The sequence below is a fragment of the Pseudomonas sp. P7548 genome (genome assembly GCF_013386585.1).
Taxonomy (GTDB): domain Bacteria; phylum Pseudomonadota; class Gammaproteobacteria; order Pseudomonadales; family Pseudomonadaceae; genus Aquipseudomonas.
The window spans coordinates 1-11,972 of record NZ_JACARO010000089.1 but is presented as its reverse complement, the minus strand read 5'-3'; the positions used below and the strand labels follow the sequence as shown (position 1 = coordinate 11,972).

Genomic DNA, 11,972 nt, shown 5'->3' with positions numbered 1-11,972 from the left:
AATCAATGAATCTGACTGAACCCCGCGAACTGGCCCCGTTGCTGGAGGCCTTTCTACTGGCCTCGGGCAAACCGCAATCGTTGGAGCGCCTGTTCGAACTCTTTGAAGAAGCCGAGCGCCCCGAGCCGCCGGTATTCAAGAAGGCGCTGGAGATCCTGCGCAAGTCCTGCGACGGCCGTGCCTTTGAGCTGCGCGAAGTGGCGTCGGGTTATCGCCTGCAGATCCGTGAGAAGTTTTCCCCGTGGGTCGGCCGTTTGTGGGAAGAACGCCCGCAGCGTTATTCCCGGGCGATGCTGGAGACCATGGCGCTGATCGCCTATCGCCAGCCGATCACCCGGGGCGAGATCGAGGACGTGCGGGGCGTGGCGGTCAACAGCCATATCGTCAAGACGCTGCTGGAACGCGAGTGGATCCGCATCGTCGGCTACCGCGACGTGCCCGGCAAACCGGCGATGTTCGCCACCACCAAGGTGTTTCTCGACCACTTCAACCTGAAGAACCTTGATGATTTGCCGCCGCTTGCCGAACTGCGCGAGATGGAAGCCGAGCCGGTGCTCGATTTCGACGATGCGCCGGTGCCCGAGGGCCTGCAGGAACTGGCCGACGCCAGCGCCGAACCGGAAGAACCGAAGGACGAAACCAGTTTCCACACCTTGCTGCTGGAACTGGACGATATGGAGCAGGGCATCAAGACCGACTTCGACGATTTGCTGCGTGACGGCGCTGCCGAGCCGCAAACCCAGGAAAACAGTGAACCCGAGGCCGAGCCTGAGCCGGAACCCGAGGAAGACATCCTCGGCGTCGCCGAAGCCCGCGAAAAACTCCTCGCCGCCGTCGCCGCCCTGGAGCAGCCGCCCCTGAGCGACGAAGAAGACGAAGCCCGCGCCCTGGCCGAAGCCATTGAAGCCGAGCGCCGCCAGTTCGAGGACTGACGCGTTCCTGCAAACACTGCTGAACCCCTGTGGGAGCGGGCTTGCTCGCGAAAGCGGAGGGACAGTCACCGGAGATGGCGACTGATCCACCGCATTCGCGAGCAAGCCCGCTCCCACATTTTGACCTGCTGTGGTCCACCGGTCGGCGTAAAGCAGGTGACTTGGCCTTTATCGACTAGTCTCTGATGCGCAACGCGCGCCATACGCGTATGATTCGCGACCCTTTGCCGACACCGTCGGCCAAAGCCCCGCTTTCAACACTCTTCAGGCCACGCCTGAATCGACCCACCGGGAGGTGCTTAAGATGAACGACAAAGACCAGAACGACAGCCAGGAAATCGGCCCAGCAGGCGAAAAACTGCAAAAGGTGCTGGCGCGTATCGGCGTGGGCTCGCGCCGCGACGTCGAAGCCTGGATCACCCAGAAGCGCATCAAGGTCAACGGCGTCGAGGCCACCCTCGGCCAGCGCGTCGACCTGCACGATGCAATCACCATTGATGGCAAGGTCATCAAGCGTGAAGAGGCCGCCGAATCGGTGCGCCGCGTGATCATGTACAACAAGCCGGACGGCGAGATCTGCACCCGTGACGACCCGGAAGGCCGTCCGACCGTGTTCGACAAGATGCCCAAGCCCAAAGAAGGCCGCTGGATCAACATCGGTCGCCTGGACATCAACACCACCGGCTTGCTGATGTTCACCACCGACGGTGAGCTGGCCAACCGCCTGATGCACCCGTCGTACGAGATGGACCGCGAATACGCCGTGCGCGTACGTGGCGAAGTTGACGACGAGATGATCGAACGCCTCAAGGCGGGCGTGGTGCTGGAAGACGGCCCGGCCAAGTTCACCGACATCAAGCAGGCGCCAGGTGGCGAAGGTTTCAACCACTGGTACCACTGCGTGGTGATGGAAGGTCGTAACCGTGAAGTACGTCGCTTGTGGGAATCCCAGGGCCTGGTGGTCAGCCGCCTGAAGCGCGTGCGTTTCGGCCCGGTGTTCCTGAACTCCGACCTGCCGATGGGCCGCTGGCGCGAAATGAGCCAGTACGAAGTCGACATCCTCAGCGCCGAAGTGGGCCTGACGCCGGTCGCCATGCCGCAGATGAACGCCAAGAGCAAAGACAAGCTTGAGCGGATGCAGCGTAAATCGTCGCGCCCTGTGCCGCGTACCGAACGCGTGGCCCGCACCCTGCGCCCGGCGCTGAATGCACCGGCAACCGGCGGTCGTATTTCCCGTGAGCCGCAGATCGAAGGCGAGCGTCGCCCAATCGCGCCGTCGCGCCAGGAAGGTGAACGTGCGCCACGTGCACCGCGCCCAGCGCCGGCCGGTGGTCGCAGCAACCGCGGTGAAAGCGAACGTCCGGCCGACAACGCCAGCACCAAGCGTCCAGCCAAGCCAGCGGCGAACAAGCGCCCTGGCCCGAAACTGGTGGCGGACGAGCCGTCGGGCAAGCGCCGCGGCGCCCCGGCCGGTTCGGGCCAGCGTCCTGGTTTTGGTCGCAAGAAACCGCAGTGATGGTTTAAGCGCTGCACAAAAACGCCAACCCTAGGGTTGGCGTTTTTTATGCCTTGGAATACGGTCAAAAATGTGGGAGCGGGCTTGCTCGCGAAGGCGGCGTGTCAGTTGATGCATGTGTTACTTGATACTCCGCCTTCGCGAGCAAGCCCGCTCCCACATTTGGATCTTCATAGGTTTCTAAATCACTGATCAGAAGGCAAAGGTGCCGTCGAAGACGGGCTTGTCATCCAACGCCAACACCCCACTGGCAAAGATCAGATCCAGGTGATGGCTGCCTTTCTGCCCGCCGCCCAGGCCCAGGTGCAGCCCGCAATGGCGCTCCTCGAACCCGGCATTGCGTGCATACAAATCCTTCACGCCTTCGTTGGTGCCAATCCCCAATTCCTCCACACGCCGGTTCGACGGGTTGGCGTTCAGGTACTTGTTGAAGTCATCCGCCAGCCCCGGCACGTCGCTGGCCACGCTGCAGATGGTCGAGTTCTCGATCCACAGCTCCAACGGTGACTGCAACACGCCGTATTTGCGCGCAAAGGGGATGGTGCTCAGGAATGTGCCGACAAACCGCACCTGGCCATTGATGGCCTCGCTGTGGGTGGCGATCTCGCCGGGGGCCAGGTCGTGGTTGCCGACGCCGTTGATATTGGTCCACTTCTTGATGCTGCTCATCGGCGCTTCCAGGCGTGAGCCGTGCTTGTCGGTAAAGCTCAGCACGTTGGCTTGGGACATGCGCCGGATCAGCGTGGCGTTGAGGTCGGCGATGCGCTGTGGCTCAACGCTGAAGGTGTCGTAGAAATAGTCGCCATAATCCTTGAACAGCAGGGATTTCTTCCAGTGCTCGGCCATCACGCCTTGCAGGGCGCGGATAAAGTCCGGGCCTTCGGCGCGTGGGTTGGGCAGGGTCGAAGAGTCGTAGAGAAACAGGTACAGGTCGCAGGCTTCAATGGCCTGGGCCAGGCTGTCGCAGGCGGCCAGGTCCAGGCGCTGCACCTGGAAATTGAAACGGGCGGCGCTGCCGTGGGTGATCGCCTGGGCGATGGCGTCATAGCGTTCGGTATGGCCCAGCAGCACGTTCGGGCAGTTCAGGCCGCTGAGGGCCGGGTGGTGGGCCAGGTAGTAGAGAAAGTGTTCGACGGCGCGGGCCTTGTCCATGACGGGTGTCCTTCTGTGCCTTGGGTAAGGAGGCAGATGCCGTGCACAGCACCTGCCAGTGCCTGCCGGGTGTTAGAACGGCCACATCGCGGTGCCGAATGGCACGACGGCGTCGGCTTGCATCATTTCAACGGCGGCCTCATGGGTCGGCGCTTCAAACCAATCGTCGAGTTGCAGTTCGGTTTCCAGGTCGTTTTCCAGTGCTTGCATGGTGTTTCTCCTAGAGGACGTTGTTTGAGAACGGCTTGCCAGCGGGCTTCACTGGGCAAGTGGGAAGAACCTAGGAGAGAGTGTTTCGGAATGCAAAATATTTATTGACACGGTCTCATTTGGATTTTTTGTTCTGTTTTTTCGCCAGAAATATTTATTTAGAAAAAACAACGGACTGGCGAGGGTAATTTGTCGGAGATTTCCTACCGACATTTTTCTGTTCGTTGCTGGCTGTAACGCTTATTTTCCGCGCTGTAACGATTAATTTACGTGAAAGTCGCTGCATTCCTGGGCGTGGCGATGCTGTAAGGAATGCCTGACAGATTGTCGCGTGCCCTTGCCGAGGGCCGCCCTAAGCTGTCGAGCGGTGTACAATGCGCCGCGTTTTACTGTGACCCCCCTTGCGTACCCACGCAAAAGGCCAAGACCTCAGGGTTTACCTTCCCTGATCACTCCGCCTGGCCACGAGCCAGACGGGTTCGATTTCGTCACAGATAAAAACAAACAGGTGACGCATGACCTTTAGAACGACGCTGTACTCCTGGTGCCTGCGCTGGGGTTTGAGCGGCGCTGCTTGAGTCGAGATTCAAGACAGCAACGTGCATTCAACATCATCAAACCTTGCGTGAGACCCTTTTCATGAGTGGACCCCATTCCTCTTCAGACGAGCTGAAACGCGGCCTGAAAAATCGGCATATCCAGTTGATCGCCCTCGGGGGCGCCATCGGCACCGGCCTGTTCCTGGGCTCGGCCGGGGTGCTCAAGTCGGCCGGCCCGTCGATGATCCTGGGCTATGCCATCTGCGGCTTCATCGCCTTCATGATCATGCGCCAGCTCGGCGAAATGATCGTCGAAGAGCCGGTCGCCGGTTCCTTCAGCCACTTTGCCCACAAGTACTGGGGCGGTTTCGCCGGCTTCCTGTCGGGCTGGAACTGCTGGATCCTGTACATCCTGGTGGGCATGTCGGAGCTGACTGCCGTCGGCAAGTACGTGCACTATTGGTGGCCCGAGATCCCGACCTGGGTCTCGGCCGCCGCGTTCTTCGTACTGATCAACGCGATCAACCTGGCCAACGTCAAAGTCTTCGGTGAAGCCGAGTTCTGGTTTGCGATCATCAAGGTGGTCGCCATCGTCGGCATGATCGCCCTGGGCAGCTACCTGCTGGTCAGTGGCAGCGGCGGCCCGCAAGCCTCGGTGAGTAACCTGTGGGAACACGGCGGCTTCTTCCCCCACGGCGTCGGTGGTTTGGTGATGGCCATGGCGATCATCATGTTCTCCTTCGGCGGCCTGGAAATGCTCGGCTTCACCGCTGCCGAAGCAGACAAACCGCGCACCGTGATCCCGAAGGCGATCAACCAGGTGATCTACCGCATCCTGATCTTCTACATCGGCGCACTGGTGGTGCTGCTGTCGCTGACCCCTTGGGACAGCCTGCTGCAAACCCTCAACGCGTCCGGCGATGCCTACAGTGGCAGCCCGTTCGTGCAGGTGTTCTCGATGCTGGGCAGCAACACCGCCGCGCACATCCTCAACTTCGTGGTACTGACCGCGGCGTTGTCGGTGTACAACAGCGGCACCTACTGCAACAGCCGCATGCTGCTGGGCATGGCCGAGCAGGGTGATGCGCCACTGGCCTTGGCCAAGATCGACAAGCGCGGCGTGCCGGTGCGCTCGATCCTTGCCTCGGCGGCCGTCACCCTGGTGGCGGTGCTGATGAACTACCTGATCCCGCAGCATGCCCTGGAACTGCTGATGTCCCTGGTGGTGGCCACGCTGGTGATCAACTGGGCGATGATCAGCTTCTCCCACTTCAAGTTCCGCCAGCACATGAACCGCACCAAGCAGGTGCCGTTGTTCAAGGCGCTGTGGTACCCGTACGGCAACGTCATCTGCCTGGCGTTCGTGGCGTTTATCCTGGTGATCATGCTGATGATCCCGGGGATCCAGGTGTCGGTGTACGCGATCCCGGTGTGGGTGGCGTTCATGGCGGTGTGCTACTGGGTCAAGAACAAGCGCAGTGCCGAAGCGGCGCTGACCTCGACGAGTGCGGCACTGAAGTAACCCGCCTTGCGCAAACAGAAAACCCGGCATATTGCCGGGTTTTTTGTGGGCGCTCACGGGTTAGACTCCCGCCTCGTTTTCACCTGTTCCGCGCCCGGAGGCCCCATGCACCACACCGATATCGACGGCGGCACCCTGCAGCGCGACGAGCTGGAAGACCTGATCGACCAACACGGCGGGCCTTTGCGCCTGGTGGGTGTCGACCTGAGTGGGGCCGACCTGTCGCGCATGGCATTGGACCACTGGATATTCGAACGCTGCATCCTGGCCCAGGCCTCGTTCCTCGGCTCGCGCCTGGAAGGTACGCAGTGGAAAAGCTGTCGCGCCGGCCAGGCGGTCTTTGAAGCGGCGAATCTGTTGGAAGCACAGTTCCACAGTTGCGACCTGAACAACACCCGCTGGCAACGCAGCAAACTGTCCCAGGCCCAATTTGATCAGTGCAAGCTGACCGGCGCCAACTTCACCCATTGCGCTTCATTGGGCCTGAGCTTCAGTGAGAGTTTGCTCAACAGCGCGTTTTTATCTGGTTTGTCGTTTGCGCGCACGGTGCTCAATAACCTGGATTTTTCTGACAGCGACTTGTCGGACGCAGATTTTCGCAAGGCTGAATTGATCGACTGCAGCCTGGCCCATGCGCGCATCAACGGCGCCAATTTCGCCGGCGCGGACTTGCGGGGCGCGGATTTGAGCGGGTTTCGCCTCAATGATGCCAAACTGTTCAAAGGCGCCGTGATTTCCAAAGCCCAGGCGTCGATGTTGTTGTCCGAGTTGGGCTTGTCCGTTGCCTAAGGTTTTTAATTGATGCTGGTGATTTCCAATAATGTGCACCTGCCCGACGCCGAGATCGAGCTGACCGCCATTCGCGCCCAGGGCGCCGGTGGGCAGAACGTCAACAAGGTGTCGAGCGCGGTGCACCTGCGCTTTGATATTCCGGCCTCGTCGCTGCCGGCGTTCTACAAGGAGCGTTTGCTGGCGCTGCGTGACAGCCGGATCACCAGCGAAGGGGTGCTGGTGCTCAAGGCCCAGCAATACCGGACCCAGGAGCAGAACCGCGCGGATGCATTGGAGCGTTTGGTGGAACTGATCCTCAGCGCCACCAAGGTGGAAAAGAAGCGCCGCCCGACCAAGCCGACCCTGGGCTCGAAAAAACGTCGCCTGGAATCCAAGACCAAGCGCGGCACGATCAAGGCCGGGCGCGGCAAGGTCGACTTCTAGGCGTCGCGCGCCTCGCGGGCTTTGGGGGCCTGGCGGTACAGGTACACGCTGAGCACCAACCCACCGCAGGCGGCCAGGGCGGCGAACAGGAAGATCGATGCAAAGCCAAAACCTGCCGCCACAGCGCCTGCCAGCGGGCCGGTGATGCCCAGGGACAAGTCGATAAACAACGAATAGGCCCCCACGGCCGAACCCCGGCTGGACGCGGGCACCAGGTTGACCGCCTCCACGCCCAGGGACGGAAACACCAGGGAAAAGCCGAAACCGCTCAACGCCGCACCGGCCAGGGCCAGGTTGGCGTCCGGCGCCAGCCACAGCAACAGCAGGCCGAGGACCTCCACCGACAGGCAGGCGATTGCCACGCGAAAACCGCCGATCCGGTTGATCAAGTTGCCGAACAGCAAGCGCGCGCCGATAAAACTGGCGCCGAACAGGCTCAAGGCCCACACCGCGTTATCCCAATGCTGGGTGGTGTAGTACAGGGTGATGAAGGTGGCGATGGTGCCGAAGCCGATCGAGCCCAGGGCCAAGGCGCAGCCGTGGGGCAGTACCCGACCCAGCACGTTCATGAACGGCAGGCGCACGCCGGCAACGATGGGCGCGGCAACTTTGTTCCAGGCCAGCAACAGGCCGATGACCGCCAGCAGGATAATGCTGACGCCCATGCTCCACAGCCCGAAGTGCCTGACCAGCACCACGCCCAGCGGTGCGCCGACGGCCAGCGCCCCGTAGCTGGCGATGCCGTTCCAGGAGATGACCTTGGCGGTATTCGCCGCACCGACGCGGCCAATGCCCCACCCGATGGCGCCGGAACCTACCAGGCTTTCGGCGCTGCCCAGCACCAGGCGGCCGATCAACAGGCTGCCGAGGCTCAAGGCCGGCAAGCTGGAAAAGAACGCCGCAAACAACATGAACACACCGCTCAGGCCGCAACCGGCCAAGCCGATCAGCACCGCGCGCTTGCTGCCCAGGTTGTCGATGATTTTTCCCGCATACGGGCGGCTCAGCAGGGTGGCCAGGTATTGCACGCTGATCACCAGGCCGGCGATCACCGCGCCATAGCCCAGTTCGCTGTGCACATAGCCCGGCAAGACGGCGAGGGGAATGCCGATGTTCAGGTAGCCGATAAAGGTAAACAACACGATGGAAACGACTTGCAGCGTGACCGCCATGGGGCGCTGGGTATCTGGCATGGGAAAGGTCCACTGTCGCAGCAGGTAAAGATAGGCTGCTAATGATACCGGTGCTTTGGCCTGCGCAGGGTGGCAAAAGCAAAAAACGTCAGCTCAAAAAGGCGTCAAGGCTGGGCAGGGGCCAACAGTTGGGTGGTCACCAGGGCGGCCAAGGCGTTTTCCTGGGTGCCGAAGCGCTTGAGCAGCAGGGCCTGTTTGTCGGCGCTCAGACGGTTCCATACTTCAACCATCTGCAGGGCAGCGTCGAGTACGGCGGCGTCGGGAAGGGTGTCGGTCATCGCGGTATCCAAAGTCTTCAGGCAGTGTGGAAAGCGCTCAATGTTGCGCTTTCCACACGGTCTGTTACGGCGTCAGTCCTGGCGTTTGCTGTCGACTGGTTTTGCTTCTTTGGCCTCAGGCTGCTTGTTGCTGGCCTGCTGCGGTGTTGGCTGCTCGGTTGGGTGCAGGCTTGGGAAGGGGAGATTAGGTATCTCGTGCATCGTCGTCGCTCCTCGCAAGGTCTGTTTTATCAATCGCAGGTGATTCCGCGCTCTCAAAAAGCCTTGGCAGGATACAGCACCTAAAATGACAAAAAGATTTTTATCTCGCCGGATGTACGAACTTTCACGGTTAAAACGGTCGTGGGGCTAGAACGGCACCTTGCCCAGGATCATGTCGCGGTACATCACAAAATCCCCCAGCAGGCTGTAGAACGGGTGCTGGAAGGTCGCCGGGCGGTTTTTTTCGAAGAAGAAATGGCCGACCCAGGCAAAGCTGTAACCGGCTATCGGCAAAGCCAGCAACAGGCCCAACGAACCTCTGCCGATGGCGTAGGCCAGGATGCCAATCACCAGCGTGGTGCCGATAAAGTGCAGGCGCCGGCAGGTGCTGTTGCCATGTTCGCTCAGGTAATACGGGTAGAACTCGGCGAAGCTGTTGAATTGTCTGACATTTTCCACGGTAGCCGGCCCTCTCGTTATTGTGGTGCCCAACAGATGTTCGGCGGGGAGCTTATTTGAGTCTAGAGTGATCAGTGGTAACAGCCAGTGACAATAGATGCCACTTTAGTATCCTTGGCTTCCTGGCTGCCGTTTTAAGCCTGCTTTTTTAAGAAGACGCCATGAGCGAACGAACAACTTCTGCAAGCTGGGCGATGGGGATAGTCAAGGCGTTGGAAATGGACGGCTTGGACTGCCGGGCCTTGTTCAAGCAACTGGGCCTGGACTATGCCGCCCTCAGTGACCCTGACGCGCGTTTTCCACAAGACTCCATGACCCGACTCTGGCAACGGGCGGTCGAGCTGTCGGGCAACCCGGCGATCGGCCTGAACATGGGTAAGGTGGTGCGTCCCGCATCGTTTCATGTGGCCGGTTATGCGCTGATGTCCAGCAACACGCTGGCCGAAGGTTTTATGCGCCTGGTGCGCTACCAGCGGATCATCGCCGAAAGCGCCGACCTGAGTTTCCGACTGTTGCCCGAAGGCTATGCGTTGATTCTGACGGTGCATGGCGATCACTTGCCCCCCACCCGGCAAAGCGCCGAGGCTTCGCTGGCCAGTGCCCTGGCGCTGTGCGGCTGGTTGACCGGGCGTACCCTGCAGCCGCGCAAGGTGCTGTTGCAAGGCGATCAACCGGTGGACCTGGCGCCCTACAAACAAGCTTTCCACGCGCCCCTGGAATTCAACGCGCCCTATGACGCGCTGATTTTCGAGCGGGCCGACATGGACGCGCCGCTGCCCACGGCCAACGAGGCCATGGCGCTGCTGCATGATCGGTTTGCCGGTGAATACCTGGCGCGTTTTTCGGAAAGCCGCGTGACCCACAAGGCGCGGCAGGTGCTGTGCCGCCTGCTGCCTCAGGGCGAGCCCAAGCGTGAGGTGGTCGCCCAGACCCTGCACCTGTCCCAGCGCACGTTGCAGCGGCGTTTGCAGGAGGAGGGCACCAGTTTCCAATCGCTGCTCGACGACACCCGCCGCGAACTGGCCGAGCAGTACCTGGCACAGCCGAGCATGACCCTGCTGGAAATCGCCTACCTGTTGGGGTTTGCCGACCCGAGCAATTTCTTCCGCGCGTTTCGCCGTTGGTTCGACGCCACGCCCGGCGAATACCGGGCGCGGTTGCTGGAAGCCTCGACGATCAGTGACGCCAGAACGCCGGAATGCACAGAACAAAGACTGTAATGATCTCCAGCCGTCCCAGCAGCATGCCGAACGACAGGATCCACTTGGCTGCATCTGGCAGGCTGGCGAAGTTGCTGGCCGGGCCGATGGTCTCGCCCAAGCCCGGGCCCACGCCGGACACGGTGCTGGCGGCACCGGTCAACGCGGTCATCCAATCCAGCCCCAGCAGCGACAAGGCCAGGGCAATCGCGCAGATGGTGATGGCGAAGAAGAACGAAAAGGTCAGGATCGAGCGTACGATTTCTTCATCGAGGCGGTGGCCGTTGTACTTCTGCTTGATCACCGCGCGCGGGTGAATCAGCTGGTTCAAGTTGGCCTTGAGCAGGATATAGGCGACCTGGAACCGGAAGATCTTGATGCCGCCCGCCGTAGAGCCGGAGCAGCCGCCGACAAAGCCCAGGTAGAAGAACAGCATCAGTGAGAAGTTGCCCCAGATGCTGTAGTCCCCCAGTGCAAAGCCGGTCGTGGTGACCACGGACGTGACGTTCACCGCCACATGCCGAAGCGCGTCCAGCCAGTGCAAGTTGGTGGTCCACCAGTACCAGGTGCCCAGCACCAGCCAGGTCACGATCAACAGGCCGAGCAAGCCTTGTACTTGCTGATCCTTGATCAGTGCCCGACGGTTGCCGCGCAACGTGGCCACATACAGGGTGAACGGCAGGCTGCCGAGGATCATCACCACCACCGCCACCCAGTGCACGGCGGGTTGTTTCCAGTGGGCCAGGGATTCATCGGAGGTGGAGAAACCCCCGGTGGAAATGGCTGACATCGCGTGATTGATCGCATCGAACAGGCCCATCCCGGCCCACCAGAACGCCAGGCTGCCGAGGATCGTGATGCCCACGTAAGTCGCCACGATCAGGCGCGCCACCATGTGTGAACGGGGCATGACCTTCTCTGAACGGTCCGAAGACTCGGTCTGGAACAGGCGCATGCCACCGATGCGCAGCAGCGGCAGGATCGCCACCGCCATGCCGATAAAGCCGATGCCGCCGAGCCAGTGCAGCAACGAGCGCCACATCAAGATGCCCGGGGACATGCTGTCCAGCCCGCTCAGCACCGTGGAACCGGTGGCGGTGATGCCGGACATGCTTTCAAAAAACGAGTCGGTGTAGCTGATGTGCTGGGTCAGCAGGAACGGCAAGGCGGCAAACACGCACACCACCACCCAGCTTGTCACTGTGAGCAGGTACATGTCCCGGGGGCGCAGGTGCACGTGCTCGGGACGGCCGGGAATGACCAGGGCCAGGCCGGCGATAAAGGTGATCATGCTGGCCCACAGGAACGAGGGCAGGTCTTGGGTACGTTCGAAGATCACCAGGGTGGCCATCGGGACGACCATGGCGATCGCAAGGGTGATCAGGAAGATGCCGATGATGAAACCGATGATGCGTAGGGTCGGCAACGCCATGAAGTGAGCTCGGGTGATTGGGCAGAGGCGCCATTCTACCCGGGGTGCAGGGTAAGTAAACCGGCCCCTTCAGGCGATACGGAGCAAATGTGGGAGCGGGCTTGCTCGCGAATGCGGTGTGTCA

12 protein-coding genes are annotated in these 11,972 nt (G+C 61.2%); 6 read left to right on the top strand and 6 right to left on the bottom strand.

All coding sequences use genetic code 11. The features are described from left to right. The first annotated feature begins 5 nt into the window (after nt 1-5). Both scpB and rluB read left to right on the top strand, forming a co-directional pair. The gene (scpB, locus tag HX803_RS28185) at nt 6-932 is read left to right on the top strand and encodes an SMC-Scp complex subunit ScpB (RefSeq protein ID WP_178925312.1); all 927 of its coding nucleotides are present in this window, start codon (nt 6-8) and stop codon (nt 930-932) included. Nucleotides 933-1,236: 304 nt separating this feature from the next. Then, on the top strand, nt 1,237-2,448 hold the full coding sequence (gene rluB / locus HX803_RS28180; RefSeq protein WP_178925310.1) for a 23S rRNA pseudouridine(2605) synthase RluB: 1,212 nt from the start codon (nt 1,237-1,239) through the stop codon (nt 2,446-2,448). 192 nt (nt 2,449-2,640) lie between these two features. On the opposite strand, the gene HX803_RS28175 is transcribed toward rluB, so the two are convergent. Next, a complete protein-coding gene (locus HX803_RS28175) occupies nt 2,641-3,600 on the bottom strand; it encodes a leucyl aminopeptidase (protein WP_178925308.1) in 960 nt (319 codons plus the stop codon). A gap of 72 nt (nt 3,601-3,672) precedes the next feature. Then, entirely contained in the window at nt 3,673-3,810 is a 138-nt protein-coding gene (locus HX803_RS28170) for a hypothetical protein (RefSeq protein ID WP_003175756.1), read from the bottom strand. A gap of 639 nt (nt 3,811-4,449) precedes the next feature. On the opposite strand from HX803_RS28170, the gene HX803_RS28165 reads away from it, so the two are divergent. The 3 genes from HX803_RS28165 (at nt 4,450) to arfB (ending at nt 7,086) form a co-directional block, all read left to right on the top strand. After that, nucleotides 4,450-5,871, top strand: a complete 1,422-nt coding sequence (locus HX803_RS28165) for an amino acid permease (RefSeq protein ID WP_178925306.1) — start codon at nt 4,450-4,452, stop codon at nt 5,869-5,871. Nucleotides 5,872-5,976: 105 nt separating this feature from the next. Further along, nucleotides 5,977-6,660, top strand: a complete 684-nt coding sequence (locus tag HX803_RS28160; protein ID WP_178925304.1) for a pentapeptide repeat-containing protein — start codon at nt 5,977-5,979, stop codon at nt 6,658-6,660. A gap of 12 nt (nt 6,661-6,672) precedes the next feature. Further along, on the top strand, nt 6,673-7,086 hold the full coding sequence (arfB, locus tag HX803_RS28155; RefSeq protein ID WP_176994266.1) for an alternative ribosome rescue aminoacyl-tRNA hydrolase ArfB: 414 nt from the start codon (nt 6,673-6,675) through the stop codon (nt 7,084-7,086). Here the strand turns inward: arfB and HX803_RS28150 are convergent. From HX803_RS28150 to HX803_RS28140, 3 genes are all read right to left on the bottom strand, one after another. After that, nucleotides 7,083-8,279, bottom strand: coding sequence for an MFS transporter (locus HX803_RS28150; RefSeq protein WP_178925303.1), 1,197 nt, complete (start codon nt 8,277-8,279; stop codon nt 7,083-7,085). The genes arfB and HX803_RS28150 overlap by 4 nt on opposite strands. Before the next feature lie 104 nt (nt 8,280-8,383). Beyond that, nucleotides 8,384-8,557 carry a hypothetical protein gene (locus HX803_RS28145; protein ID WP_178925301.1) on the bottom strand — a complete coding sequence of 58 codons (174 nt, stop codon included), beginning with the start codon at nt 8,555-8,557 and terminating at the stop codon, nt 8,384-8,386. Between the two features lie 348 nt (nt 8,558-8,905). Beyond that, nucleotides 8,906-9,217: a DUF962 domain-containing protein gene (locus HX803_RS28140; protein ID WP_178925299.1), complete on the bottom strand. Its 312-nt coding sequence runs from the start codon at nt 9,215-9,217 to the stop codon at nt 8,906-8,908. A 161-nt stretch (nt 9,218-9,378) separates the two neighbouring features. On the opposite strand from HX803_RS28140, the gene HX803_RS28135 reads away from it, so the two are divergent. Further along, nucleotides 9,379-10,437 carry an AraC family transcriptional regulator gene (locus tag HX803_RS28135; protein ID WP_178925297.1) on the top strand — a complete coding sequence of 353 codons (1,059 nt, stop codon included), beginning with the start codon at nt 9,379-9,381 and terminating at the stop codon, nt 10,435-10,437. Here the strand turns inward: HX803_RS28135 and HX803_RS28130 are convergent. Then, nucleotides 10,394-11,848, bottom strand: coding sequence for a TrkH family potassium uptake protein (locus tag HX803_RS28130; protein ID WP_178925294.1), 1,455 nt, complete (start codon nt 11,846-11,848; stop codon nt 10,394-10,396). The two genes, HX803_RS28135 and HX803_RS28130, sit on opposite strands and share 44 nt — an antisense overlap. Between the last annotated feature and the right edge of the window lie 124 nt (nt 11,849-11,972).